We start from the raw sequence: 25,595 nt of genomic DNA, 5'->3' as shown, positions 1-25,595 counted from the left end.
CGCCAATGGAAACTCGACAGCAAAAGCCTCGCGGCAAGCCTCCGGCCGGTCCCAGCATCATCGCTGATTACCGGCTGCAACCGGGCGTGCCCGACGAAATGATCGACCCCTCGGGCAATATCCGTCCGGGTTGGGCCGAGTTGATGTCGGCCTTCGACGACCTCGGCCCGACCGAGCTTGCCGCCCGCTTCGAGCGCGCCGATCAATATCTTCGCGATGCCGGCGTGTTCTATCGCAAATATGACGGCGCTGCCGGCAAGGAACGCTCCTGGCCGCTCGCCCACATTCCCCTGCTGATCGACGAGGCCGATTGGACGCGCATCAGCCACGGCCTGATCGAACGCGCCGAACTGCTCGAACAGATCGTCGCCGATATCTATACCGACAACACCCTGGTGCAACGCGGCCTGCTGCCGCCCGACCTCGTAGCCCGCAATGGCGAATTCCTGCGCCCTTTGGTCGGCGTCAAGCCCGCCTCGGGCTACTTCCTGCACTTCTGCGCGTTCGAGCTTGGCCGCGGCCCCGATGGCAATTGGTGGGTACTGGGTGACCGCACCCAGGCCCCGTCCGGCGCCGGTTTCGCCATCGAAAACCGCGTCGCCACGACGCGCGCGCTGAGCGAAATCTACAGCGACATGAACGTGCATCGCCTCGCCGGCTTCTTTCGCACCTTCCGCGATACGCTGTTCGAGCAGGGCCGCCGCGATGGCGGCCGCGTCGGCATCCTGACGCCCGGCCAGCTCAACGAAACCTATTTCGAACACGCCTATATCGCCCGCTATCTCGGCCTGATGCTGCTCGAAGGCGAGGACATCACCGTCGAGGACGGCAAGGTGATGGTGCGCACCGTGGCTGGCCTCAAGCCGGTCAGCGTGCTGTGGCGTCGCGTCGACGCCTCCTTCACCGACCCGCTCGAATTGCGCTATGACAGCCGCATCGGCACGCCCGGCATGGTCGAGGCCCTGCGCCAGGGCTCGATCTCGATGATCAACGCTCTGGGCACCGGGATTCTGGAAACCCGCGCGCTCGCTGCCTTCCTGCCGCGCCTGTCCAAGGCCATCGCCAGCAAGCCGCTCGAACTGCCCGAAATCGCCACCTGGTGGTGCGGCCAGCCGGCCGAGCGCGACTATGTCATCGACAATTTCGACAAGCTGATGATAGGCCCCGCTTTCGCGACTACGCTGCCGTTCGACGATCCGCGCGGTACTGCGCTCGGCTCGTCGATGACGCCGGAGCAAAAGGCGGATCTGATCGCCCGCATCCGCCTCAATGGCGCCGATTATGTCGGCCAGGAACAGGTGCAACTCTCCACCGCCCCGGTCTATGTCGAGGGCAAGCTGCAACCGCGCCCGATCACGCTGCGCGTCTATGCCGCCCGCACCGACAAGGGCTGGACCATCATGCCGGGCGGCTTCGCCCGCGTCGGCTCGTCGCCCGATACCGCCGCCATCGCCATGCAGCGCGGCGGCCAGGCGGCCGACGTCTGGGTGCTGTCGAGCAAGCCGGTGGAGCGCGTCACGCTGCTGCCTCAGGATGGCCAGAAGCTGGTCCGCAATTCGCCCGGCAGCCTGCCCAGCCGCGCCGCCGATAACCTGATCTGGCTCGGCCGCTATGCCGAGCGCTGCGAGGCCACGGTGCGCATCCTGCGGGCGTACAATGCCCGGCTGGCCGAACTCTCCAAGTCCGACCTGCCCATTCTCACGCACGCGCGAAAATTCCTCGAAACCATCGACGTCGATGCGACCGATGCGCTGCCGCAGGGACTGCTATCGTCCATCGACAGCGCAGTGCACAGCGCCAGCCAGATCCGCGACCGCTTTTCGCCCGATGGCTGGCTCGCTTTGGCTGATCTGCAAAAAAGCGCCCAGCGCTTCGCCGCCCGCGTGCAGCCCGGCGACGACGCCACCCGCGCCATGACGGTCATCCTGCGCAAGCTGGCTGGTTTTTCGGGCCTCGTGCATGAAAACATGTACCGCTTCGCCGGCTGGCGTTTCCTCGAACTGGGCCGCAGGCTGGAACGCGCCATCCAGATCGCCCGCATCACCGCCTGGCTGACCGACAAGGAAGCCCCCGACGGTTCGCTCGAAATGCTGCTCGAAATCGGCGACAGCGTCATGTCGCATCGCCGCCGCTATTCGGTCAGCGCCGGCACGCAGAGCGCCATTGACCTGCTGGTCCTCGACCCGCTCAATCCGCGCTCGGTGCTGTTCCAGCTCACTGAACTGCGTGCCCAGATCGAAATCCTGCCGAACGGCGTCGAGGATGGGCAACTTTCGCCCGCTGCCAAGGCCGCGCTGCAATTGCACACCGACCTCGTCATCGCCGAGCCTGCCGACATGACCCCCGTGCGCCTCGAAAAGCTGGCGGCAGATATGGGCATGCTGTCCGGCCTCGTCGCCGCGGCGTATTTTGTATGATGGGGAATGCGATGGCACGATGTTCCCCGCGCACTCCACTTGCCGCGAGCTTGACCCGCGGGCCGCTCGCCATACACACCATGATCGCGGCTTCCGCTGAGCCCCGCGGGTCAAGCCCGAGGGAAGGCGACAGTGGGTTTTGGGCTCCTGGAGCGGAAAACTAACCCATGCTCTACGATGTGAAACTGGACCTGCATTATGACTACGACGCCACAGTACAGGGTGGGCGCCATCTGATCCGCGTCGCGCCGATCAGCATTCCCGGCGTGCAGCGCGTCGTGGCTGCTGGGCTGTCGTTCGAGCCACGGCCAGATCGCAAAAGCCATTTCACCGATTTCTTCGGCAATTCGGTTACCACCATCGCCTATGACGGGCCACACGACACGCTCGATGTGCGGCTCTCCGCCCGCGTCCAGGTCGAGGACATCCATCCGCCTGCCGACCTGTCGCCTACCCTGCCTAGTCTCGCCGCGGAAATCGCCCGCTTCTGGTCGGTGGCTCCCGATAGCCCGCATCATTTCCTCGCCGCCTCGCCCCGCGTGCAACTGGTGCCGGCCATCACCGACTATGCCCGCGATGTGGTCGCCAGCGCCGCCTCGGTGCAGTCGGCGACGCTGGCGCTCTGCATGGCGATCCATCGCGATTTCACCTACGACCCCAAGGCCACCGACGTCGCCACCAAGCCCGCAGAGGCCTTTGCACTGCGCAAGGGCGTCTGCCAGGATTTTGCGCATATCATGATCGCCGGCCTGCGCGGCGTCGGCATTCCCGCGGGGTACGTCTCCGGGTTCCTCCGCACCATTCCGCCCCCCGGCAAGGCCCGCCTCGAAGGCGCCGACGCCATGCATGCCTGGGCCCGGGTCTGGTGCGGCCAGCATGCCGGCTGGATCGAATTCGACCCTACCAATGCGATGATCGCCGGCCCCGATCATATCTCCATCGGCCACGGCCGCGACTACGGCGATATCTCGCCCATCGTCGGCGTGCTGCGCACCCATGGCGGCCATGAAACCACCCAATCGGTGGACGTCATCCGGGTCGAATAATCCCTTACACACTAGTAATGGAACCAAAATCAGCCATTGCCCGTTCATTGGGCAAGCGCAACAACGCGCTCCAAAGTTCAAACAATCCCACCAATATTTGGCTGGTGATGAGTTGCGGAGGCCGGCATGACCCATATGGAAATCAAGGCAATCGAAGACGCCGGCCGCAGTTCGATGGTTTGGTCCACCGAAGGCTATGATGGGCAGACCCATTATGCCGACGTGCTCAAGGCCTTGGCGCCCGCGTTGTTCATTCTCGCCGCCGCCGCGGCCCTCATGTTGTTTATTCTGTAAACGTCAGCGTCCGGAACCTTAGCGTCAACCGTACAGGAGAGTTCCAATGACTTTAGGCACCATTCTCATCATCATCCTGATCCTGCTGTTGATCGGCGCACTGCCCAATTGGGGCTACTCGCGCGGCTTCGGCTACTTCCCTTCCGGCATTCTCGGCGTCGTCCTGGTTGTGATCCTCATCCTTGTCTTGATGGGACGCATCTGACGCCGAACCACAAACGGGCACCTGGCTTCGGCCGGCTTCTACCTCAAGGTAGATCGTGCCCTGCGGGCTAAGGTCGCCCCACCTTTTGCCCGCCCCATGACGCCTCGATGCGCTCCCCCCAGCGTATCGGGGCGTCTCTTTTTGCCGCCGCAAGGAACCCCCCGCTGTTCGCAGCGTTAAACTCGCAACTCATGGAGCGTCCCAATGTCCACCACACCCGACCTCGCCCCCAACCGCACTCCCGCCGCCGCGGCTCGCCGCACGGCTAACCGGGCCCGCAGCACCGTCAAGGAAGCTCAGCTCGAGGACCAGATTTCCCAGTTGCAGGCTGACCTCAAGGGCATCGCCTCCACGCTCGCCAAGCTGACCAATTCCAAGGTTTCCGAAGTGCGCGACGTCGCCACCAGCGAGGCCCGCCATCTGCAGCGCCAGGGCCAGAACGTTATCGAGGACGTGCAGGACCAGGCCGGCGCGCTTGAGCAGCAGCTCAAGGATACCATCCGCGAAAAGCCCCTGACCGCCGTCGCCAGCGCCATCGGCATTGGCTTCGTCCTCGCCTTGCTGTCGCGCCGCTAAACGCCATGAACCTGCTGGTTCCCATCGCTGCCCTCCTCGGCTTTGAAGTCGAGGAGATCACCGATCGTCTCAAGGCCCTGGCGATCGCCAATGCGGTGATCGCGCTGTTCGGGCTGTTGACGCTGGTCTTCCTGCTGGTCGCCGGGTTTCTGGCGCTCGCGTCCCAGCTTGGCCCCATCTATGCGGCATTGATCTTTGCCGGCGTGTTCTTCGTCATCACGGCGGGGATCGTGATCGGTATCCAGATTTCGGAAAACTCCCGCAAGCGCCGCGTCGCGGAAAAACGCCGCTCCAGCGACACCAGCGCCTTCGTTACCACTGCTGCGCTCACCGCCCTGCCCGTGCTGCTGAAATCGCCCCTCATCCGCAATGTGGGCCTGCCACTGGCCGCCGTCGTTGCCGCTGCGATGTTCATCGGCAAGTCGCGGGACGATAAGACGGACGATTAAGACCCAACAGGTCTGCGTCTCACATACTGTGGCCCATCCATTGATCGCACCATCATTCCCGCGAAAGCGGGAACCTATTCTTGACCTGGATTAGAACCGAATAGGTTCCCGCTTTCGCGGGAATGATGCCGTGTATTGCTATCGCTGTAAGGGAGAGGTCAGGGTCTCACTCAAATAGCGGCAGTGGTACCCAGATATCCGCCGCGACCCCTTGCGGCTCGAATCGCAATTTCACCTCGCTGTCGAGCACCTTGGCCAGGCTTCGTTCGATCAGCCGCACACCCAGGCCTGCTTCGTTCGGCGCGTTCACCTGCGGACCGCCGGTTTCGCGCCAATGCATCGACAGCCCGCGCACCGGCGCGTTGAGCACTTCCCAATCAATGGCAACGATGCCATTCGTGCCAGACCAGGCGCCATAGCGATGCGCATTGGTGGTCAATTCGTGCAGGATCAGCCCCAGTCCCAGCGCATGGTCGGCCGGCAGGGTCACGTCCTCGCCGCTTACCTCGGCCCGATCCGGGGCGTGGATAAAGTTTTCGCCCAGTTGCGAGCTCAGCACTTCGTAGAGCTGCACCCCCGACCAGTCGCGGTCAGCCAGCAGCACATGCGCGTCCGAAATCGTCCGCAACCGGCCGGAAAACGCCTCGATGAACTGCTTGGGGTCGGGATTTTTCTTGATGGTCTGGCGTGCCACCGATTGGATCATCGCCAGCGTATTCTTGACCCGGTGATTAAGCTCGCGTAGCAGCAGCCGCGTCTGCTCGGCGCTCTGCTTGTTCTCGGAAATATCCAGGCTCGCCCCCATCATGATGAGCGGCTTGCCCTCGGCATCGCGTTGATAGACCCGGCCACGCATGGTCAGCCAGCGGCCGTTCTTTCCCACCCGCGCTTCCGCATTATAGTCCAGCCCGTCGGCGAAGCTGGCGGCGATGGCTTCTTCCACTAGCGGACGGTCGCGCGCGTCATGGGCATCTAGGATTTGCCCGACATGGATCGAGCCGACTTCGGGCAGTTCATACATGCGCCGGAAGGTGTCGTTGCACGACACTTCCCCGGTGCGAACATCCCATACCCAACTGCCGACCTTGCCGGCCTCCAGCGTCAGCGCGTGGCGCCATTCTTCCTTGATCAGCGCCGCCGCCGTGCGCGCCCGCACCCGGGCCTCGTCCTTGAGCGAAAACAACGTCGCCGCCACTTCGGCCATGTCGATCAATTGCGCAATCAGATCGGGGTCGACGCTCTCGCGCGGCCTGGTGCCCAAGACGCAGAGCGTACCGATGCGCTGCCCCCGCACCGTCACCGGCGCTCCGGCATAAAACCGCACGTTTGGCCAGCCGACCACGAAGCGATTATGTTTGAAGCGCTCATCCTGGTTCATGTCGAGCACGACCAGATGGTCGCGATCTACTGCTGCGATGGTGTGAGCGCAGAATGAAATCTCGGTAGGCGTCTCGGACAGGCCATCGACGCCGAAGCAGGAACGGAACCACTGGCGGTCGACATCAATCAGGGTCACCTGGGCAAATTCGGTTCCAAACAGCCGCGCCGCAATGCGCGTCAGACGGTCAAAATCCGGGTCTGGTTCGGAATCCATGACTTCCAGCGCAGCGAGCACATCGCGCCGCGCCGGGTCTTCCACAACCTTGCGGACATCGTCCGAAAGGGGGGGTATCTGATCAATCAACTTGTCGTCCTGAAGCTAACGCGTCCACCCGGCTGGAGACTCACAAAACACCATCGCCATACGCGCAAACGCGAACCAAGCGCCTAGGTTGCAAACAATTTGAAATTATTCGCTGTCGTCGCCCGCCGCTGCCGCCACAGCGCGAGGCAGCACCACCTTGAGCGCCTGCGGATGCACCTTGAGCGTTACCGAGCGGTCAAGCCGGATCAGCTCCCCGTCGATCACCGCCATGGCGCCGCGCTTGCGATTGGGGAAGTGCAGCGTAACCTCGGCCACCTCCTCCTCCGACACCGCCGGGCTCGCTCGCCAGGTGCCGAGAAAGAGATCGGCCGCCAGTTTCAGCAGCGCCGGAGTGGACAATGGCGCCGCCACATAAACGCCGAGCACCGCCCCATCCAGCCGGTCGGCATGCAGCACGCGCCCGCTGCCCAGCGGATTATTGCTGACCGCGATGCCCGCCACCCGGCGCGTATCGACGCCATTCTCGGTGTGGATTTCCGCGCTGAATTCGGGCGGATTGATCGCCGCGGCACCGATCGCCCGCAGGCTCGCCAGCATTTTGCCGATGCGGCTGCCATAGCTCATATTCTCGCGAATGCGCACCAGCCGCGCGTGGATGCCGACGCCGAACTGGTGCACGAACGGCCGGTCATTGGCGCTGGCGATGTCCACCGCGCCGATCTCGCCATCCGCAATCGCCTCCAGCGCCTCGGCCAGCGTCAACGGCATGCCCAGCGCGCGTGCGAACAGGTTCATCGTGCCCGCAGGCAACACGCCCAGCGGCACGCCCGACGCAAAGGCAATCGCGGCGGCCGTCGAAATCGTGCCATCCCCGCCCCCCGCCAGCAGGGCGTCTATGCCTTCGATTTGCGCCGCCGCCCGCAATGCGGCTTCCACCCGCTTGCCCTTGACCAGGCGGCAATCCAGCTCATGCCCGTGCTGCTCAAAAATTGCCTTGGCCTGCAAGCAGAAGGCGTCGAGATCCATGGTCCGGAGCGTGCCGCCATCGCGGTTGAGGATGGCTACAAAGCGCAATGGGCAAGTCTCCAGGTCAGGCTGATGGCGTCTCGGAAGCTATCTTGCCGGCGCCCTCGAGATTGGGCAGCGGCACCGTCACCGTCAAGCCGCCCGTTGCACCGCGCTCGTAAATCGGTACGCCGCCAAACTGTTGCGCCAGTTGCTTGATGATTACGGAGCCCAGCCCGCCATCGCCCGGCTCGATCCCCTCGGCCAGGCCCTGCCCGTCATCTTCCACCGCCAATGTGGGTACGCCGGCGCCGTCGCGGAACAGCTTGACGACGATGCGGCCCTGCCGCCCGCCCGGAAAGGCGTGCTTGTAGGCATTGGTCACCAGTTCCCCCACCACGATGCCGATCGTCGTGGCGTCGCGCGCATTGATGACGATCGGCTGGACCTCGCCCACCAGCTCGATTGCACCCGCATCGGTGGTGGTGCCCTTGAGGTCGTCCAGCACCGCGTTGAGGAATTCGTGCGCGTCGGTGGTTTCGAGGTCTCCCCCCAGCCGCAGCCGGCGATGCGACGAGGCGATGGCGTGCACACGTCCCCGCGCCGCCTCCAGCGCTTCGCGCACCTCGCTCGATTTCGAGCGCATCAGTTGCAGCCCCAGCAGCGACGACACCGTCGCCAGCGAATTGCCGATGCGGTGATTGGTATCCTGCAACAGCGCCTCGACCCGCTCCCGCTCGCGCTCGGCATGGGTCGTGGCCTCTTCCAGCGCCTGGGTCCGCTCGCGCACCCGCGCTTCCAGCGTTTCGTTCTGGCTACGCAATTCGTTCTGGTTACGCGCCAATATGGTGATGTCCTGCCGGGTCCGGCCGAGCAGGGATACCCCCAGGATCGCCGCCCCGGCCAGCGCCGCCAGGATCGCCGCGACCAGCCAGCGGCGCGAGCCTTCCATATCCTCGTTGCGCTGCAGCAGATTGGCGTTTTCCTCGGTGATGAACTGCTCAAGCGTGCCGCGCACTTCCTCCATCATCCGGGCGCCCAGGCCGCTATCGGTCAGGTTCTGCGCCTGCTGCCGACGCTGCGTCGAATACAGTTCCACGGTGCGCGCCATCTCGGCCGTCTTGATGTTGATCTGGCCCACAATGGACTTCACCCGCTCGCTTTGCGCCGGATTGGTCTTGGTGACCTCGATCAGCGCCGCCACGCGGGTGTCGATGGTGGACGACGCCCGCTCATAGGGCTCCAGATACTCTTCGTTGCCGGTCAGCAGGTAGCCGCGCTGATTGCTCTCGGCCTCGCTCAGCGCGATGGTCAGCTCGCGCGCCTGGTTGCGAACCTCATAGCTGCGCAGCACGTCACCCATCTGGCTATCGACGCCTTGCACCAGGAATAGCGCCGACAGGCCAGCCACCACCACCAGCGCCAAGGAAACCAGCGTGGCAAAGCGCTGCCCGCTCTTGCGAACGGGCCTCGCCGCCGGCTGTGCTAAACTGGTCGTCGTGCTCATGCGCTTCGCTCGTTGTGCGTCAATTCTGCCGTCGTTTCGTGGCCCTGGCATGACTGCCCTCTAGCCCTCGCCAATGGCCGTTTTGAGGCCAGCGGTCTCAAATCAACGGCCGCTTGCGCTCGGGCAGCCCGTCCCATTCGGCGATCTGCATCAGCCCGTCCACATCCAGCACTTCGCAGGCGCGATCATGCCAGCGGATCAGCTTGCGATCCGCCAGCTTGCGCAGCGTCTTGTTGGTATGAACGATCGATAGCCCGAGGGTATCGGCGACATGCGATTGGCTGATCGGAATGTGCAGCGTCCGGCTGCCATCCAGCCCCACCGCCGCCGCCCGCTGGTGCAGGAACGCGATCAGATAGGCCGCGCGCTCCATGGCCGTGCGCCGCCCCAGGCTCAGCAGGTGATCGTCGAGCATGCGTTCCTCGCGCGAGGCCAGCCAGGTGATGTCGAAACCCAGCCCCGGATGGTTGCGGAACAATTCATCCAGCCGGTCGCGCTGGAACACGCACAGCACCACTGGCGACAACGCCTCCACCGAGTGGTCCATTTCCCCGATGACCGAACCCTGCAGTCCCAGCAGGTCGCCCGGCAGCATGTAGTTGAGGATTTGCCGCCGCCCGTCCGGCAGGGCTTTGTAGCGGAACGCCCACCCAGACAGCAGCGTATACATGTGGGCGCTATGCGCGCCTTCGGACAATAGGGTCGTGCCGGTCTCGGCCTGCAATTCCCCGGCCTTGAACGATGAGACGAACTTGAGTTCGGCCGGCTCGAAGGCCCGGAAATGCGGCATGGCGCGCAGGGGACACTCTTCGCACGGCACGCGTCGTCCGGGGCTTGGCAGCACTATGCTCACGCTCGGACCCCGCCGCTACTAAAACGTAGGGTCATGTCATACTTAAATGACAGTACGCAACCACGCGGCGCATGAAGCGATTCAACACGCGTGCGGAATCTATCATGCTCACTGGCCAAACGGTCCTCATTGTCGAGAGCGAATTCCTCATTGCGCTGGACATCCAGCGCTGTCTGGAGACCTTCGGTGCAGCCCACACCGTGTTCGCTCGCAACACCGCCGAAGTGCTGGACGCGATCGACCGCTGGCCCAGTTTTGGCTTGGCGCTCGTGGAAGTCCATCATCGCCATGATGAGAAAACGGCTTCGTTATTGCGTGGGCTCGCCAGGGCCGGCGTCAAGCTGATCTTGCTGACCGCCGACACCACGCTGCGCCGCGGCCATTCCGACTTTCCCGCTACGCCCGTGGTCATGAAGCCGTTCCTGGAGGAAGACCTGGCAAGCGCCCTGAAACAGGCGCTCACCAGTTGAACTCAGAATGAGTGGTTGTGGGTCGTCACCTGCGTGGCCACGGCATCGGGGCCGTAATCGGCTTCGCCGCTGACCTTGAGGATATCCTGCAGCCGCGTGCGCGCCCGGCTCACCCGGCTTTTCATAGTGCCAACGGCGCAATCGCAGATTTCGGCAGCTTCTTCATAGGAGAACCCCGAAGCCCCGATCAGGATCACGGCTTCGCGTTGATCGTCGGGCAACTGCCCAAGCGCCTTCTTGAAGTCCTGCAAATCCATCGAACCATATTGCGGCGGATGCACTGACAACCGCTCGGTGAAAGCACCGTCGCTGTCCTGCACTTCGCGGCCGCGCTTGCGCATCTGGCTGTAGAATTCGTTGCGCAGGATGGTGAACAGCCAGGCCTTGATATTGGTGCCCATCTCGAAGCTGGTCTGCTTGGCCCAGGCCTTCATCACGGTGTCCTGCACCAGATCGTCGGCCTTGTCGTGCTTTCCGGTCAGCGACACCGCGAAGGCGCGCAGACTGGGCAGTGTCGACAGCATTTCGCGCTTGAACGAGGTTGGCTCTGCGGCGATTTTTTCGACGCGCGTCATCTCTGTCATGGCGCTATTCCCTGCTACGCGGTGCGTCTTTTGATTTTTGCGCCTGCTCCGCGCTATCGAGTTTTTCAAGCAGGTCTAGCAATTGGTCGGGAACGCCTTCGTCCTGAACTGAGCCGTAAAGGGCACGCAGACGCGAGCCGATATCCGTATTTGGACCCAGACCGTCGTCAGCCCGCCCCGCCTGCACGCGCGTACGCTGCTGGGACACAATGTCTTCCTTTATCATACCGTGAAACCGCCAGATGTGTTTTGATTTGCCCGCATTCAAAGCTCCAAATGCGCCGGCCGCAAAAAAGTTCCACCCCACGATGGAACTTTCGCCCGGCCCTCTCGTTGATGGGTTTCGCATAGCGTCACTGGGGAGTTACTTTACATGACTTTGTCAACGCGGATTGCTCCGCATCTGCCGTACTTGCGGCGGTTTTCGCGGGCCACCACTGGCTCGCAAACGTCCGGTGATGCCTATGTGGCCGCCACTCTCGAAGCGCTGATCGCCGATATCTCGCTCTTCCCCGAAGCGAGCAATGACCGCATCGCGCTCTACAAGCTGTTTTCCGCCTTGTTCTCCTCGTCGGCTGTGCGCGTGCCGGAGCCCACTTCTTCCTATGCTTGGGAAAAGCGCGCCGCCGCCAATCTGGCCAATCTTTCGGCGCGTCCGCGCCAGGCATTCCTGCTGGTGGCCGTCGAAGGCTTCACCCATCCCCAGGCCGCCGAAATCCTGTCGGTCTCCGACAAGGAATTCACCGCCCTGCTCGATGAAGCCTCCATCGAGATTTCGCGCCAGGTGGCGACCGAGATCATGATCATCGAGGACGAGCCCTTGATTGCCATGGATATCGAACAGCTTGTCGAAAGCCTCGGCCACAAAGTGGTGAGTGTTGCCCGCACCCACAAGGAAGCCGTCAACCTGTTCAACCAGACTCAGCCGCGCATGATCCTGGCCGATATCCAGCTCGCCGATGGCAGTTCGGGCATCGATGCGGTCAACGACATCCTCAATCACCATTCGGTGCCGGTCATCTTCATCACCGCTTTCCCCGAGCGGTTGCTGACTGGCGAGCGCCCCGAGCCGACCTTCCTTGTCACCAAGCCGTTTAATCCCGACATGGTCAAGGCGCTGATCAGCCAGGCACTGTTCTTCGACGAAGGCTCGCGCGCTGCGGCTTAAAAACCGTTTGGCGATCACGTCTGAAAAAGGCCGGGATTTCCCCGGCCTTTTTCGTGACGGCCCGGAACCGCCCCCTAACGCTCCCCGTTGTGTTCTTCACTGAAGCGTACGGTGGAGACCAAAATGCTGTATTACGCGCTGGTCTTTTTAGTCATCGCCCTGATCGCGGGGGTGCTGGGATTTGGCGGTATTGCAGGAGCCTCTGCCAGCATCGCCCAAATCCTCTTCTTCGTGTTTCTCGCCTTCCTCATCATCTCGCTGACCATTGGCTTTGTTCGGCGTGTCTGAGGTTAGTCGGGAGGATGTTCTGACGTCTAATGCCACAAGCGGTGTCGCCTGCCGGCGAGCTGCTTGTCTTGCCAGCGTCCAGGCTGTTTTTGTCGAGGTTCTGGACTATGCCCCAGCTATTGGCCGATAATCCCATCACCACCCAGCTCCGCGCCCTGTCGATCGGGCTGCGCGCCCGGGGCATCGCCATCCTGCACCAGGATGCCGAGGGCCGCTACGATCTGGCGGAAAACCTGCCGCTGGCGTGGCCCGCCAAGGTCATCGGCAAGACCGACGCCGAAATCCTGCCCCCTTTGCTGGCCGATCAGATCACCACCGCCCGCCGGCAATGCATGGCTACCGGCCTCGAGCAGGTCATCGATTTCGAATTGTCCGAGCCCACGCGCCGTCGCCATTTCGAAGCCCGCTTCAGCCCCGACGAGCACGGCACGGTCACGACCTTGTTTGACATTACCGACGAGCGCAATCGCGAGATCGCCGTCACCACGCTGCTTCGCGAAGTCAGCCACCGCTCCAAGAACCTGCTGGCCATCGTGCAGTCCGTCGCCATGCAGACCGCCCACCACAGCGGCGATATCAAGGACTTCCTCGACAAGTTCCGCGGCCGGCTGCACGCGCTGTCCAGCACGCAGGACCTGGTCACCGAGAGCAATTGGCGCGGCACCCATTTCCAGACCCTGGTCATGTCCCAACTCGCCCGCGTCAGCCCCGGCGTGCTCAAGGACACCCGCATTACCGGCGACAATCCCCTGCTCAGCCCCAATGCCAGCCTGCATATCGGCTTGGCCATCCACGAGCTGGCCGCCAATGCGGTGATCCACGGCGCGTTGGCGGAGGATCAAGCCGGCCATGTCTGGGTCAATGCGCAGATCGAAAAGGCCGCTGGCCTGCCCGAACAGTTGATCATCGAATGGCAGGAAACCGGCATCGATACCCAGCAAGTCCGCCAGGCACCCCGCTTTGGCACCATGGTGCTCGAACGCATCGTGCCCCTCTCGGTGGGCGGCAGCGCCAGCTTCGAGATCGACGATGATAAGGTGCGTTATCGGCTGGCGGTTCCCTCGGATCAGTTCGAGCCTTAAGGGAGCACTGCACTCGTCGCGATATCCACCTCTCCCATTGGGGGAGAGGTCGACCCTCTTGGGTCGGGTGAGGGGGCCTGTCCCGCGCACCTCACCCAGCAAACTCACCGGCGCTTCGCGCCGACATCTCCCCCAAGGGAGAGGTGAAGCCCTCACGGCCCCGGAAACATCTCGTCGATCTTGCCTGTCCAGTGATACACAGCCAGCCCGATCCACTCGCGCATCGCCGTGGTCGTGGTCATCAGATTATCCACCGGATTGTCGACATCCATGCTCAGCCCCTCTAGCCCGCTGCTGCGATAATCGGTCGGCCAGGGCAAAACCTCGATCCCCGCCTTGCGAAACAGTCCCATCGAGCGCGGCATATGAAACGCCGAGGTCACCAGCAGTTTTGGCCCCTCGATCCCCGCCAGCAGACTTTTGCTGAACTCCGCATTCTCCTCGGTATTGCGCGCCTGGCTCTCCAGCACCAGCCGATCCTGCGGAATGCCCAGCCCGAGGAAAAACCGCTGCGCCGTCTCCGCCTCCGGCTCGCCGCCATCCTGCAACACCGCCATGCCGCCGGTGATAACGATCTTGGCCTCTGGATAAAGCTGCGCCAGTTTCAGGGTTTCGGCAAAGCGATCGCCTGCCGGGTTTAACTCGCTGATTTGTCGCGCGGCGCTGATCGGCCCGTTCGAGGCCCCGCCCAGCATGATGATGGCGCCGACATGCTGCGGCCAGGCCGGACGCCCGAACCGCTCCTCCAGCGGCCGGATCAGCAGAGCCCCTACAGTCGTGAAGCTGGACACGGTCAGCACCAGCACTCCCAGCACCGCCAAAATGACCCCTGACTTGCGGAATCGGATCGACAGCAGCAGGCCCAGCACGATCAGCAGCAGCGACGCGGCCAACGGCTGCGCCACGGTCCAGAATATTTTGGCGACGATCAGGAACATGGCCTATCCCTAGAGAACTCACAGCCTGCGCTCTGTATCACGCATTTGGTGCTTGCTATCTCCCCCGCTTTTGCTTTTCTTGGAGCGGGAACGATTGCCAGCCGAAAAAATGAGCAATCCCCCTCAGGAACGGCGACAGGCGAACTTTTGAATATGACGCAATCGGCGCCGGAAACGGCGATCAGGCCCAATGTCGTGTCCATTCGCGACCTGCACAAATCCTTCGGCGAGCTCGAAGTGCTCAAGGGCATTTCCTTCGATGCTCGCGAAGGTGAGGTCGTCGCGCTGATCGGCTCGTCCGGCTCGGGCAAGTCCACCCTGCTGCGCTGCATCAACATGCTCGAGGTGCCCAACCAGGGCAGCGTCGCCATCGACGGCGAGGAAATCCGGCTGCGCGGCACCGGCCATGATCGGCGCATCGCCGACGAGCGCCAGATTCACCGCATCCGCTCCGAGCTTGGCATGGTGTTCCAGTCGTTCAACCTGTGGGCCCACATGACCATCCTGGAAAACGTCATGGAAGCGCCGCTGGTGGTGCAGAAGCGCCCCCGCCCCGAAGTCGAGGCCGAAGCCCTCGCCATGCTGGCCAAGGTCGGCATTCGCGAAAAGGCCGCCTCCTATCCCGCCCAGCTTTCCGGCGGCCAGCAGCAGCGCGCTGCCATCGCCCGCGCCCTCTGCATCAATCCGCGCGTCATGCTGTTCGACGAACCCACCTCCGCGCTCGATCCGGAGCTCGAAGTCGAAGTGCTGCGCGTCATCAAGATTCTGGCCGACGAGGGCCGCACCATGGTGCTGGTCACCCACGATATGGAATTTGCCCGCTCGGTATCCGACCGGGTCATTTTCCTGCATCAGGGCCTGATCGAAGAGGAGGGCACCCCCGATCAGGTGTTCGGCGCCACCCGCTCGCCGCGCCTCAAACAGTTCCTCAATGCTGCCAACCACGAGTGACTTGCCCACGCGATCACTGCAGCAGCCTTGGCGACAAGCCCGATCAACGGGCGACCACAAGAAAAGTCATTCAACGGAGAACCCCACAATGAAGAAGATCATCCTCGCCGCAGTGGCCATTCTGGCCCTGTCCGGCGCCGCCCAGGCCCAGGAAACGGTGCGCATCGCCACTGAAGGCGCCTATGCACCGTGGAATTTCCTCGACGATGCCGGCAAGCCGGCCGGCTACGAGATCGACCTGGCCAATGCCATCTGCGCCAAGGCCGGCTTCACCTGCGAAATCCTCACCAATGAGTGGGACTCGATCATTCCGAACCTGGTCGCGGGCAACTATGACGTGATCATGGCCGGCATGTCGGTCACCGACGAGCGCAAGCAGACCGTCGATTTCGCCGATGAATACAAGCCCGTCGATCCGTCGCGCTTCGTCGCCCTCCCCAAGGCGGGCATCGATTTTGCCAACCTCAAGGGCAAGCGCGTCGGCGCTCAGGGCGGCACCATCCAGGAAGCCTACGCCCAGGAGCATTTCGCCGCTGACAACACCGTCGTCGCCTTCGGCACTGCCGACCAGGCCATGGCCGATCTGGCCGCCGGCAATCTCGACATCATCCTGGCCGATGGCGCCTATCTCGATCCGATCGTGGCCACCGGCCAGGTCGAGTTCGTCGGCGAGCCCGTGCTGATCGGCGGCGGCGTCGCCCCCGCTCTGCGCAAGGACGAAGGCGAACTCAAGGGCAAGATCAACGAAGCCCTGACCGCGCTCAAGGCCGACGGCACCGTCGACACCCTGATCGCCAAGTGGTTCGACGGCGCCGGCCCGTTCTACAAGAAGTAAGTACCCCATTCGGCCGCGATACGACGGTCGAACTGATCTGCTCCCCTCCCCCTTGAGGGGAGGGGTTGGGGGTGGGGGTGTCGTCGCTTCCCTCGGTGCGATGCCTGTGGAGGCCTCGACACCCCCACCCTAGCCCTCCCCTCAAGGGGGAGGGAACCGATCGAGCCCGGTCAGTAGATACTGCGATCAATCACCGACGGTCCAACTACAGGTCACCCACGCCCAATGTTCGATTTCCTGCCCCAATGGATGCGCGACGGCCTCGGCGACGACGTGCTGTTCTGGCTGGGCTATCTGACCAACGGCAAGCACCTGACCTGGTATGCCAGCCTGCAATTCACCGTCTTCGCCGCCGTTTTCGGCAGCCTCCTCGCGGTGACGTTCGGGTTGATCGGCGCCACGCTCAAGAATTCCACCTTTCCCCCCGCGCGGCTGATCGGCACCATCTATGCCTCGATCGTGCGCGGCGTGCCCGACGTGCTGTTTTTCATCTTTTTCCCGCTGGCCTTCGAGCAGGGCGTCGAATGGATCATGGCCACTCAGGTTTGCACCCCCGAAACCATCGCCGCCCAATCCGCCGCCTGGCCCCCCTGCAAGGCCGCCAACTGGCTGCTCAGCACGCCCGAATATCTGGTCATGGCCAGCGTTTCCCTCGGCATCGTCTACGGTGCCTTCGCCACCAATGTTATCCACGGCGCCCTGCGCGCCGTGCCCAAGGGCCAGCTTGAGGCCGCCCGCGCCTATGGCATGAGCGCCAGCCAGGTGCTGTGGCGCATCCATATCCGCCAGATGTGGGTCTATGCCCTGCCCGGCCTTTCCAACGTGTGGATGCTGATCATCAAGGCGACGTCCCTGCTGTCGCTGCTGCAGATCGCCGATATCGTACTCTGGGCCGATCGCCTCGGCGCGCCCAATTTCCTCAAAAGCGTGGGCCTCGTGCATGACGACTGGCGCTGGCGCTATTACCTGGTGCTGTTCGTGTTCTACATCCTCGTGACGCTGGTCTCCGAGAAGGGCTTCAACGTCCTGATGCGCTGGGCTGGCCGCGGCATTTTGGACGAGAGCCGCCGCTGATGGACATTTTCCTCAACGAACTGGCCGCCTTCGCCCCCGCCGCCCTGTTCAACATCTATTTCGCCGCCGCCTCGATCCCCATCGGCTTTGTGCTGGCGGTGCTGTTCGCGCTCGGCAAGGGGTCGCCCAATCCATGGATTTCTCGCCTGTCGCGCGGCTACATCTACGCCTTCCGCGGCTCGCCGTTATTCATCCAGTTCTTCATGTTCTATTCGCTGGCGCTGTCGCTCAATATCAGTCTGTGGAAGCCTTGGGGCGTGTCCGGCTGGATGCTGCACCCGCTGTTCATTGGCCCCGTCGTGCTGATCCTCAACACCGCCGCCTATTCGGCCGAAATCTTTTACGGCGCCCTGCGCGCCGTGCCGCGCGGCGAAACCGAAGCCGCTCGCGCCTACGGCATGAGCCGCTGGCAGCAGTTTCGCTCGGTCACTTGGCCCAATATGATCCGCCTGGCGTGGCCCGCCTACACCAATGAAGTGGTGTTCCTGTTCCACGCCACCGCCATCGTCTATTTCGCACTGCCGGTGATCGACAACCAGATGGACCTGCTCGTCACCGCCAAGTCACGCTTCGAAAAGGACTACAACACCTTCCTGCATTTTTCGGTCGCGGCGCTCTATTTCCTCGCCGTCTCGCTGGTGGTGTTTTTCCTCTTCGGCCTGGTTTACAAACGCCTGATGCGCCACATGCCCGTCCAGCCGCGTATGCGCTTCGCCCCCAAATGGATCAGGTAGACCCATCATGAAGATCACCGCCGATCTGTGCATCGTCCCGATGGGCGTCGGGCCATCGGTATCGCGCTATATTCGCGACGTGCGCGACATCATCGAGGCCTCCGGCCTGGTCCACGTCATGCATGCCAATGGCACTAATATCGAGGGCGAAATGGCCGCCGTCACCGCCGTGGTGGAAGCCTGCTGCGCCCGGTTGACCGAACTCGGTGTCGAGCGCGTGTTCTGCACGCTGGTGTTCTCGACCCGCACCGACAAGCCCCAGATCATGGCCGACAAACTCGCCGCCATCGCCGATTAGAGACCGTCATGACCTTCACCCAGCACCAGACCACCCTCATCGGCGACGCCCCCGGGACCGCCACCACCCTCTATAGCTACACTGCCGGCCCCGCAGACGCGGCCATCAAGGTCCACCTGCAAGCCGCGCTCCATGCCGATGAGCAGCCCGGCACCATGGCCCTGCATCATCTGCTCCCCATGCTGCGCGATGCCGATGCGGCGGGTCAGCTCAGGGCCCGGTTCGTCGTCTTTCCCTCGGTCAATCCGCTCGGCCTCGGCAATGGCTCGCTGCGCCACCATATCGGCCGCTACGACACCCAGACCGGCCTCAACTACAACCGCCGCTGGCCCGATCTCTATCCCGCCATCGCCGATGCCATTGCCGGAAAACTGACCCAAGACGCCCTAACCAATACCAAGCTTATACGCGCCGCAGTCGCCGCCTTCATCGCCACCCAGCGACCCACTTCGGCTGCCCAGCAGCTTCGCCTCATCACGCTGCAGTCCGCCCACGACGCCGATATCGTGCTCGACCTGCATTGCGACGACGATAGCCTCAAACACATCTTCACCTCGCCCGAGCTGATGCCCGGCCTGCAGGACCTGGCCGACTGGTTCGGCACCGAGGCCACCCTCACCGCCGAAGACAGCGGCGGCGGATCGTTCGATGAAGTCTTGCCTCTGCTCTACCGCAAGGCGCAGGCCGCCAATCCCGGTTTTCCCATCTCCATGGCCTCCGAAACCGCCACGCTGGAATATCGCGGCCAGGCCGATGTGTTCGACGCCATCGGCCAGGCCGACGCGCAGGCTTTGTTCAATTTCTTCGCCGACCGCGGCGTGATCGCCTCCGATCCCGGCCCGCGACCAAAGCCGGCGCCGGCTCCAGTCCCGTTCGAAGCCACCGAGGTCCTCCGCGTCGACGCCCCCGGCCTGCTCGCCTACCACGTCGAGCTTGGCGACCGCGTCACCAAGGGCCAACCCGTCGCCGATCTCATCGCCATGGACGGCCCCGACGCCTTCCTCGCCCGCCGCCCGATCCTGGCCGGTACCGACGGCTTCATCCTCTCCCGTGCCTCGGCCAAATACGTCAAGCGCGGCAGTTCGATCGCCAAGATCGTGGGGACGGAGCCGCTGGCCACAAGAGCGGGCGGGTACTTGCTGGAAGACTGAGCTCAGATTTGGGGAAGGTATCTCCCCACCCACCGTTCTTCCCGCGGACTTGATCCGCGGGCCTCTATCAACACGGTACAAGCGGAGAGTGGCCCGCGGATCAAGTCCGCGGGAAGAACAGTGGGTGCGGCATCACAATGCCCAACAAGCCGACCTTAACCCGCCGCCCGCGTTAGCACCGCCTCGGCCTCCGCCTTCACCAACCGCGCCCGCGTCGGCACGGTGGTCAGCAAATAATGGGGCAGCTCGATGGCGTCCAGCGGCCGGGCAAAGTAAAACCCCTGCAATTGATGGCAGGCGATCCCGCTGAGAAACTCGGCCTGCTCCTTGGTCTCGACGCCCTCGGCGGTGATCTTGAGCTTGAGCGTCTTGCCCAGCGACGCAATCGCCTTGAGGATATCGCGCGCCACTGGATCGGTGCTGGATGCCTCGACGAACGAGCGGTCGATCTTGATCCTGTCGAACGGGAATTTCAGCAGATAGCTGAGGCTCGAATAACCGGTGCCGAAATCGTCCATGGCGATAGTGACGCCAAGCGCGCGGATTTCCGCCAGCTTGTCGGTCACTTCGTCGAGGCTCTCCATCAACAGCCCCTCGGTGATCTCGATCTCCAACCGCCCCGGCGCGATGCCCGAGACCGCCAGCGCTTTCTTGACCACCAGCGCAATGTCCGACTGGCGAAAGTGCTTGGCCGACAGGTTGACCGCCACCGTCAGGTGATCCGGCCAGGTCGCGGCCGCCATGCAGGCCTGCAGGATGGTCCAGTCGCCGATATCGACAATCAGGTTGGTCAGCTCGGCGATGGGAATGAATTCGGCCGGCTGCACCAGACCGCGGATCGGATGGTTCCAGCGCACCAGGGCCTCGAACCCGGTCGGCTGCGCATCGACAGCCGACACCAGCGGCTGATAATGCAGCACCAGTTCGTCGTTCTTGATGGCGTCGCGCAGTTCCACTTCCAGCAGCCGGCGCTCGCGCGCCTCGCTGTCCATCTGGCTCTCGAAAAACCGGAACACGCTGCGCCCGTCCGCCTTGGCACGATACAGCGCCAGATCGGCGTGGCGCAAAATCTCGTCCGGTCGCGTGCCGTTCATCGGCGCCAGCGCAATGCCGATGCTGACCCCGATCGACACGAACTCGCCGTCGATATCGTAGGGCTTCTTCACATCCTCGAGCAGCCGCGTCGCCACAATGGAGACATTCTCCGCCATCGCGTCATTGGGCAGGATGATGGCGAATTCGTCGCCCCCCAGCCGCGCCACCACATCGGTATCGCGCACGCAGCGCAGCACCCGCTTGGCCACCTGGATCAGCAGCTTGTCGCCCGTCATGTGACCGCGCGTATCATTGACCGATTTGAACTGGTCCAGGTCCAGATACAGCACCGAAAACGGCGCGCCATAGCGCTCCAGCCGCGCCACCGATTGGTTCAGCAGCTCGGTGAACTTGGTGCGGTTGAGCAGGCCCGTCATCGGATCGTGATGCGCCAGCTTGGTGATGCGCCGCTCGGCGATCTTGCGCTCGCTGACGTCCGAGCCGGTGCCGATATAGCCCAGATAAGCGCCGCTATCGTCGAAAGCCGGCTTGCCGGTCAGGTTCCACCAGCATTCGTGCCCACCTGCCGTCACCCGCAATTCCACATCCTGGAAGGTCTGCCGGTCCGCCACGTCGAACTCGACCTGCGCCATCAGCGGATCGTTGGGCGGGGTGATGCAGGCGAGGAAATGCACGAAATCGGCACCCATCAGCGCCTCTTCGTTCACCCCGGTCGCTGCCGTGAAGCCGCCCGAAATCCGGTTGATCCGCCCGGCCTCGTCAAAGCCCCAAATCCAGTCCGAAGTGCTCTGTTCGAATTCGCGCAGCAGCAGCCCGATAATCTGGCGCTTTTCCTGCACCTGGGCCTCCGAGGCGCGATGATCGATGAACGAGCGCGCGTGGCGGAAAGCGACTACCACCATCAGGATCGAAAAACCCGCCAGCAGCGGTCCCTGCACCCACAGGTCGGCGGTGCTGTGCAGGCCCACCACCGACCAGAATGCCCCCACCAGCAGCGGCACGGTGAAGGCGATAAAAGCCTGCGGATAATTGACCATCGCCATCATCGAGATGCACAGCAGCCCGCCAACGCCGATCGTGGCAGCGCTGCGCACCAGAGCGCTCTCGCCCACCGGCAAGATATTGAGCGTGGCGCCCCACAGCGCCCCCAGTACGATGGCGAAGCACATGGCCTTGACGACCGCCGCGACCGGGAACCCCAAAGTCGTGGGCGGTGGCGATCGCCGCGCCATCACCGTGGCCGTGCCATAGATCAGATTGAGCGCCGCGAGGCATGCCAGCAGGGGCGCAAATCGCGTCGTGCCCCAGGTCAGCGCCAGGAAGATCACGCTGACCACCAGCGATCCTGCCAGTAGCGCCGGGGTCGTCTGGCCCACCGAGCGCAATTGCTGCCGCAACAGCGTGTTGCGGACCGGCGCTGCCAGATCATCGGCGCCGATCAGCCGATCGATCATTCCGTTGACCGACGAAATCAAGCCAAGCATGACTGACAGTCCCGGGACACTCATGGCAGTAACCATGCAGCGGGGGCGCTTAATATTGCGTATGCACAATGATCAGGACTTGTTGGCAGTGTGGCAATGATCGCAGTTAACGCGGGTTAACCTGAAGTGCAGTCGTGCCGCGCCGGCAGCGCCTCCGCAATCATTCATCTGCCGGTTGCGCGGCCCGCCGGCTTGCCGCTGCCGCGCCTCGCCTTGAGCCCCGTGATCGCCGCCTTGACCCTGGCGGCGTCGAGCGGCTTTGTCACCACCCCATCGGCGCCCGCTGCCAGGGCGCGCATACGGTCCGACAGGATCGAGATCATGAACACCGGGATCGCCGCCGTCGCCGGATCTGATTTCAGCGCCGCCAGCACGTCCCAGCCATCGAAACCCGGCATCAGGATATCGAGAAAAATCGCCGCCGGCTTGACCGTCCGCGCAATCTGCAACGCCGATTGCGGCGCATCGGTGCAGATCGGCGCATAGCCCTCCTTGAGGAAGAGCCGCTTAGCCAGCTCGAGAAAATTGCGGTCATCGTCGACCACCAGCAGCCGCTCGCGCTCATCGTCAATGACGAGCGCATCCGCAGCCACATTGGGCGCGCTGGTCTCTGCATCAATTTCATCCAGGAACGCCTGCTCGTCGAGGCTCGGCCCGCGATGCAGCACCATCGGGACGCTCGGCTGCTGGCCTTTGTCGACGTTGAGCAGGTGGGGCCAGGTCTTGGCTGTCTCGATCCTCGAAATATCCAGGATGTCGTTGACCATAACCAGCACATGCTGGCCTGCGGCGCGGATCTTTTCCAGATCGGCCAGCGCCTCGCCCTTGCCTTCCAGCTCCGCCTTGTCCAAAAGCTGCCCCGAATAGCTCAACAGCGCATTGAGCGGAACGCGCATTTCACGGCTCATCTGGGCGAGGAAGTCGGACTTGGCCGCATTGGCGCGCTCAGCGGCCGCCTTGGCCGCCCCGAGCGTGTCGATTGTCGCCCGCTGCCGCGCGATTTCCTCGACCAGCGCGCGCCGCCTGTCGAGCCGGGTCGCCACATGAGCGACAGCGCTCGCAAGCCAGCTCACCAGCCGCCGAAATTTCGCCAATGCACCCATAGGCCCATCTCGCCATTCGCTTGGCGCGAGATTGGTCCCAGCCCTTTAAGAACGCGTTAAGGATTGGCTGCAGAGTGAAGGCACCGTGCCACGGCCTGTGGGTTATGGGATGTGTCCGACACCCCCTAAACCCCCAAATCCCCATGCTCCAGCGCCGCCATCACGCCGCGCAGTTCCGCCAGCCCCTTCATCCGCCCGATCGTCGGATAGCCTGGCTGCGAACGCCGTCCCAGATCGTCCAGAATATCCTGCCCATGGTCGGGCCGCATCGGGATGATGTGATCGCTCCGCCCCGCCGCCTTGCGCTTTTTCTCCTCGCGCACGATCGCCGCGATCAGTGCCACCATGTCGGTATCGCCGCCCAGATGTTCGGCCTCGTAGAACGAGCCCATCACATCGCTCGTGTCGCGCTTGACGTTGCGCAGGTGCAGGAAGTGCACCTTGTGCCCAAGCCGCTCCATCATCCCCGGCAGGTCATTGTCCGGCCGCGCGCCCAGCGAGCCAGAGCACAGCGTCATCCCATTGGCAGAACTGTCCACCGCATCCAGCATGGTCGTGTAGTCTGCCTCGGTCGACATCACCCGCGGCAGGCCCAACAGCGCGAACGGGGGATCATCCGGATGGCAGCACAGCCGGACCCCGAGGTCTTCCGCCACCGGCACCACCGCCTCGAGAAAATCCACGAAATTGGCCCGCAGCCGCTCCGCCGAAATGCGGTCATATTCGCTCAAATGCTGGCGCACGTCGTCGAGGCTCATCGACTCGGTCGATCCCGGCAGCCCCATGGTCACATTGCGCGCCAGCGCCTTCTTGCCCGCCTCGTCCAGCGCCCCAAACCGCCGCCCGGCCTCGTCGGCAATGGCATTGGTATAGTCGGCCCCAGCGCCGGGCCGCGCGAGAATATGGATATCGAAGGCGGCAAAATCATTGATGTCGAACCGCATGCACGAGCCGCCATTGGGCAGGTTCCAGCGCAGGTCGGTGCGGGTCCAGTCCAGCACCGGCATGAAATTGTAGCAGATGACTTCGACGCCGCTGTCGCGCAGGTTGCGCATCGAAATCTTGTAATTCTCGATATGGGCGCGCCAGTCGCCCTTCTGCTTCTTCATGTCCTCGGTGACGGGCAGGCTTTCCACCACGTCCCAGGTCAGCCCCGACGCCGTGCCGTCCTTGCGTGTGCCGATTTCGCGATGCCGCTTGGCGATCTCCTCGGCGCTCCACACCACCCCGTTGGGCACATGATGCAGCGCGCTGACCACGCCCACCGCGCCCACTTGGGTGATATCGTCGATCGAGGTGATATCGGCTGGCCCGAACCAGCGCCAAGTCTGTCGCAAAGCAAATCTCCGCACTTGTATGGTAGTGCTTTGCCACACCGGCCCGCGCCGATAAAGCGCTATTCGCCGTTTGCCAGGGCGATCAGTTGATCGGCATGGCACGGTGTACCCGCCTTGCACCAGCAGGCCAGGTTGCGCCCCGCCAGTTCCGCCCTCATGACCGCCAGGTCCGGCGGCGCCCCAGGCGACAGCTTCGGGTCCAGCGTTCCGCCCACCCAGCGCCCATAACGCCCGACAGCCTCGGCCTGCGCCGCGTCTTTGCCCACGCCCAGTTCCGCCATCACCTCGGCGATGGTGAACGGGTTGCCCCACTTGCCGGGCCGCGCCACGCTCTGCGCCGGCAGGCCATTGAGCGCCAACGAACTGCCCTGCAGATCGAACCCGGCCCTTCTCGACAACACCAGCCGCTGCGGTTTCATCGCAAATCCTTGTCGTAGACGAACCTTGGCATCTCCCATTTGAAGAAGATCGCCAACACCCGCATGCTAAACCCGATTGCGCCCGCCACCACGATCATCACATCGGCATGGCCGCCCCACTGCAAGCCAAAATAGTAGATCGCGCCCGTCACCGCCGAGCATGTCGCGTAAAGCTCGCCGCTGAACACCAGTGGAACGTCATTGCACAACACGTCGCGCAAGATCCCGCCCGTGATCCCGGTCAGCATGCCGGCGACGATGACGATCACCGGGCTCACCCCCATCTCCATGCCCACATTGCAGCCGATAATCGAGAACACCACCAGCCCCAGCGCGTCGAGCAACAGGAACGGCCAGCGCAGCCGGTGCACGATCCGCGCTATGGCAATGGTCAGCAGCGCCGCCCCGCAACTCAACAGCAGCAGATAGGGGTTTGCCACCCAGCTCAGCGGATAATGCCCGAGGATGATGTCGCGCGCCGAACCGCCGCCCAGCGCCGTGACGCAGGCCAGCACGCACACGCCGAACCAGTCCATCTTGCGCCGCCCCGCCGCCAGCGCCGCCGTCATCGCCTCGACCGTAATGGCGATATAGAAAATCACGATCAGCATGCGCGCCCTCACCGT

Annotated in this window: 28 protein-coding genes; 16 read left to right on the top strand and 12 right to left on the bottom strand. The window is 63.5% G+C overall.

The features are described from left to right. Nucleotides 1–5: 5 nt before the first annotated feature. The 6 genes from ABIB57_RS19095 to ABIB57_RS19070 all read left to right on the top strand — a co-directional run bounded on the left by ABIB57_RS19095 (nucleotide 6) and on the right by ABIB57_RS19070 (nucleotide 4,987). Nucleotides 6–2,417, top strand: a complete 2,412-nt coding sequence (locus tag ABIB57_RS19095) for a circularly permuted type 2 ATP-grasp protein (protein WP_354042798.1) — start codon at nucleotides 6–8, stop codon at nucleotides 2,415–2,417. 167 nt (nucleotides 2,418–2,584) lie between these two features. Then, a complete protein-coding gene (locus tag ABIB57_RS19090) occupies nucleotides 2,585–3,463 on the top strand; it encodes a transglutaminase family protein (protein ID WP_354042797.1) in 879 nt (292 codons plus the stop codon). A gap of 126 nt (nucleotides 3,464–3,589) precedes the next feature. Then, nucleotides 3,590–3,757 (top strand): hypothetical protein, encoded by a 168-nt coding sequence (locus ABIB57_RS19085; RefSeq protein ID WP_354042795.1) that lies wholly within the window; start codon nucleotides 3,590–3,592, stop codon nucleotides 3,755–3,757. Between the two features lie 46 nt (nucleotides 3,758–3,803). Next, complete coding sequence (locus tag ABIB57_RS19080) at nucleotides 3,804–3,962, top strand: DUF3309 family protein (protein ID WP_082092705.1); 159 nt, start codon at nucleotides 3,804–3,806, stop codon at nucleotides 3,960–3,962. A gap of 204 nt (nucleotides 3,963–4,166) precedes the next feature. Beyond that, nucleotides 4,167–4,538: an ElaB/YgaM/YqjD family protein gene (locus ABIB57_RS19075; protein WP_354042794.1), complete on the top strand. Its 372-nt coding sequence runs from the start codon at nucleotides 4,167–4,169 to the stop codon at nucleotides 4,536–4,538. A gap of 5 nt (nucleotides 4,539–4,543) precedes the next feature. Then, nucleotides 4,544–4,987, top strand: coding sequence for a phage holin family protein (locus ABIB57_RS19070; protein ID WP_354042792.1), 444 nt, complete (start codon nucleotides 4,544–4,546; stop codon nucleotides 4,985–4,987). A 166-nt stretch (nucleotides 4,988–5,153) separates the two neighbouring features. Here the strand turns inward: ABIB57_RS19070 and ABIB57_RS19065 are convergent, their stop codons facing one another. The 4 genes from ABIB57_RS19065 to ABIB57_RS19050 form a co-directional block, all read right to left on the bottom strand. Further along, nucleotides 5,154–6,671 carry a sensor histidine kinase gene (locus tag ABIB57_RS19065; RefSeq protein ID WP_354042791.1) on the bottom strand — a complete coding sequence of 506 codons (1,518 nt, stop codon included), beginning with the start codon at nucleotides 6,669–6,671 and terminating at the stop codon, nucleotides 5,154–5,156. Nucleotides 6,672–6,776: 105 nt separating this feature from the next. Beyond that, a complete protein-coding gene (locus ABIB57_RS19060) occupies nucleotides 6,777–7,706 on the bottom strand; it encodes a diacylglycerol/lipid kinase family protein (protein ID WP_354042790.1) in 930 nt (309 codons plus the stop codon). 16 nt (nucleotides 7,707–7,722) lie between these two features. Continuing rightward, nucleotides 7,723–9,144 (bottom strand): sensor histidine kinase, encoded by a 1,422-nt coding sequence (locus tag ABIB57_RS19055; protein WP_354042788.1) that lies wholly within the window; start codon nucleotides 9,142–9,144, stop codon nucleotides 7,723–7,725. A gap of 97 nt (nucleotides 9,145–9,241) precedes the next feature. Beyond that, nucleotides 9,242–9,997 (bottom strand): Crp/Fnr family transcriptional regulator, encoded by a 756-nt coding sequence (locus ABIB57_RS19050; RefSeq protein WP_354042787.1) that lies wholly within the window; start codon nucleotides 9,995–9,997, stop codon nucleotides 9,242–9,244. A 104-nt stretch (nucleotides 9,998–10,101) separates the two neighbouring features. Between ABIB57_RS19050 and ABIB57_RS19045 the strand changes: the two genes are divergently transcribed. After that, on the top strand, nucleotides 10,102–10,467 hold the full coding sequence (locus tag ABIB57_RS19045) for a hypothetical protein (RefSeq protein ID WP_354042786.1): 366 nt from the start codon (nucleotides 10,102–10,104) through the stop codon (nucleotides 10,465–10,467). Between the two features lie 2 nt (nucleotides 10,468–10,469). On the opposite strand, the gene ABIB57_RS19040 is transcribed toward ABIB57_RS19045, so the two are convergent. After that, on the bottom strand, nucleotides 10,470–11,042 hold the full coding sequence (locus tag ABIB57_RS19040) for an RNA polymerase sigma factor (RefSeq protein WP_299727334.1): 573 nt from the start codon (nucleotides 11,040–11,042) through the stop codon (nucleotides 10,470–10,472). A gap of 13 nt (nucleotides 11,043–11,055) precedes the next feature. Then, the gene (locus ABIB57_RS19035) at nucleotides 11,056–11,358 is read right to left on the bottom strand and encodes a NepR family anti-sigma factor (RefSeq protein WP_502914428.1); all 303 of its coding nucleotides are present in this window, start codon (nucleotides 11,356–11,358) and stop codon (nucleotides 11,056–11,058) included. Between the two features lie 66 nt (nucleotides 11,359–11,424). On the opposite strand from ABIB57_RS19035, the gene ABIB57_RS19030 reads away from it, so the two are divergent. The 3 genes from ABIB57_RS19030 to ABIB57_RS19020 all read left to right on the top strand — a co-directional run bounded on the left by ABIB57_RS19030 (nucleotide 11,425) and on the right by ABIB57_RS19020 (nucleotide 13,589). Beyond that, nucleotides 11,425–12,219, top strand: a complete 795-nt coding sequence (locus ABIB57_RS19030) for a response regulator (protein WP_354042785.1) — start codon at nucleotides 11,425–11,427, stop codon at nucleotides 12,217–12,219. Nucleotides 12,220–12,342: 123 nt separating this feature from the next. Continuing rightward, nucleotides 12,343–12,507 (top strand): DUF1328 domain-containing protein, encoded by a 165-nt coding sequence (locus tag ABIB57_RS19025; protein ID WP_354042784.1) that lies wholly within the window; start codon nucleotides 12,343–12,345, stop codon nucleotides 12,505–12,507. Nucleotides 12,508–12,614: 107 nt separating this feature from the next. Then, entirely contained in the window at nucleotides 12,615–13,589 is a 975-nt protein-coding gene (locus tag ABIB57_RS19020; RefSeq protein WP_354042782.1) for a sensor histidine kinase, read from the top strand. Between the two features lie 152 nt (nucleotides 13,590–13,741). Here ABIB57_RS19020 and ABIB57_RS19015 read toward each other — a convergent pair whose 3' ends face one another. Then, nucleotides 13,742–14,527, bottom strand: a complete 786-nt coding sequence (locus tag ABIB57_RS19015) for a YdcF family protein (RefSeq protein WP_354042781.1) — start codon at nucleotides 14,525–14,527, stop codon at nucleotides 13,742–13,744. A gap of 153 nt (nucleotides 14,528–14,680) precedes the next feature. Between ABIB57_RS19015 and ABIB57_RS19010 the strand changes: the two genes are divergently transcribed. From ABIB57_RS19010 to ABIB57_RS18985, 6 genes are all read left to right on the top strand, one after another. Next, a complete protein-coding gene (locus ABIB57_RS19010; protein WP_354042780.1) occupies nucleotides 14,681–15,478 on the top strand; it encodes an ABC transporter ATP-binding protein in 798 nt (265 codons plus the stop codon). A gap of 88 nt (nucleotides 15,479–15,566) precedes the next feature. Continuing rightward, nucleotides 15,567–16,313 (top strand): transporter substrate-binding domain-containing protein, encoded by a 747-nt coding sequence (locus tag ABIB57_RS19005; protein ID WP_354042779.1) that lies wholly within the window; start codon nucleotides 15,567–15,569, stop codon nucleotides 16,311–16,313. Between the two features lie 225 nt (nucleotides 16,314–16,538). Beyond that, nucleotides 16,539–17,387 carry an ABC transporter permease gene (locus tag ABIB57_RS19000; protein ID WP_354042778.1) on the top strand — a complete coding sequence of 283 codons (849 nt, stop codon included), beginning with the start codon at nucleotides 16,539–16,541 and terminating at the stop codon, nucleotides 17,385–17,387. After that, nucleotides 17,387–18,121 (top strand): ABC transporter permease, encoded by a 735-nt coding sequence (locus tag ABIB57_RS18995; protein ID WP_354042777.1) that lies wholly within the window; start codon nucleotides 17,387–17,389, stop codon nucleotides 18,119–18,121. Before ABIB57_RS19000 ends, ABIB57_RS18995 begins: the two co-directional genes overlap by 1 nt. A 7-nt stretch (nucleotides 18,122–18,128) precedes the next feature. Continuing rightward, nucleotides 18,129–18,419, top strand: a complete 291-nt coding sequence (locus tag ABIB57_RS18990) for an MTH1187 family thiamine-binding protein (RefSeq protein ID WP_354042776.1) — start codon at nucleotides 18,129–18,131, stop codon at nucleotides 18,417–18,419. Between the two features lie 8 nt (nucleotides 18,420–18,427). Then, a complete protein-coding gene (locus ABIB57_RS18985; protein ID WP_354042775.1) occupies nucleotides 18,428–19,570 on the top strand; it encodes a succinylglutamate desuccinylase/aspartoacylase family protein in 1,143 nt (380 codons plus the stop codon). A gap of 155 nt (nucleotides 19,571–19,725) precedes the next feature. On the opposite strand, the gene ABIB57_RS18980 is transcribed toward ABIB57_RS18985, so the two are convergent. From ABIB57_RS18980 to ABIB57_RS18960, 5 genes are all read right to left on the bottom strand, one after another. Beyond that, nucleotides 19,726–22,110 (bottom strand): putative bifunctional diguanylate cyclase/phosphodiesterase, encoded by a 2,385-nt coding sequence (locus tag ABIB57_RS18980; protein ID WP_354042774.1) that lies wholly within the window; start codon nucleotides 22,108–22,110, stop codon nucleotides 19,726–19,728. Nucleotides 22,111–22,274: 164 nt separating this feature from the next. Beyond that, a complete protein-coding gene (locus tag ABIB57_RS18975; RefSeq protein WP_354042773.1) occupies nucleotides 22,275–23,213 on the bottom strand; it encodes an ATP-binding response regulator in 939 nt (312 codons plus the stop codon). A 125-nt stretch (nucleotides 23,214–23,338) separates the two neighbouring features. Then, nucleotides 23,339–24,550, bottom strand: coding sequence for a mannonate dehydratase (gene uxuA / locus ABIB57_RS18970; protein WP_354042772.1), 1,212 nt, complete (start codon nucleotides 24,548–24,550; stop codon nucleotides 23,339–23,341). 59 nt (nucleotides 24,551–24,609) lie between these two features. Next, nucleotides 24,610–24,969 (bottom strand): DUF4326 domain-containing protein, encoded by a 360-nt coding sequence (locus ABIB57_RS18965; protein ID WP_354042771.1) that lies wholly within the window; start codon nucleotides 24,967–24,969, stop codon nucleotides 24,610–24,612. Then, nucleotides 24,966–25,580 (bottom strand): trimeric intracellular cation channel family protein, encoded by a 615-nt coding sequence (locus tag ABIB57_RS18960; protein WP_354042770.1) that lies wholly within the window; start codon nucleotides 25,578–25,580, stop codon nucleotides 24,966–24,968. Before ABIB57_RS18960 ends, ABIB57_RS18965 begins: the two co-directional genes overlap by 4 nt. Nucleotides 25,581–25,595: the final 15 nt, after the last annotated feature.

This window comes from Devosia sp. UYZn731 (genome assembly GCF_040546795.1).
Classification (GTDB): Bacteria; Pseudomonadota; Alphaproteobacteria; order Rhizobiales; family Devosiaceae; genus Devosia.
This window is presented reverse-complemented; position numbering and strand designations above follow the sequence as displayed.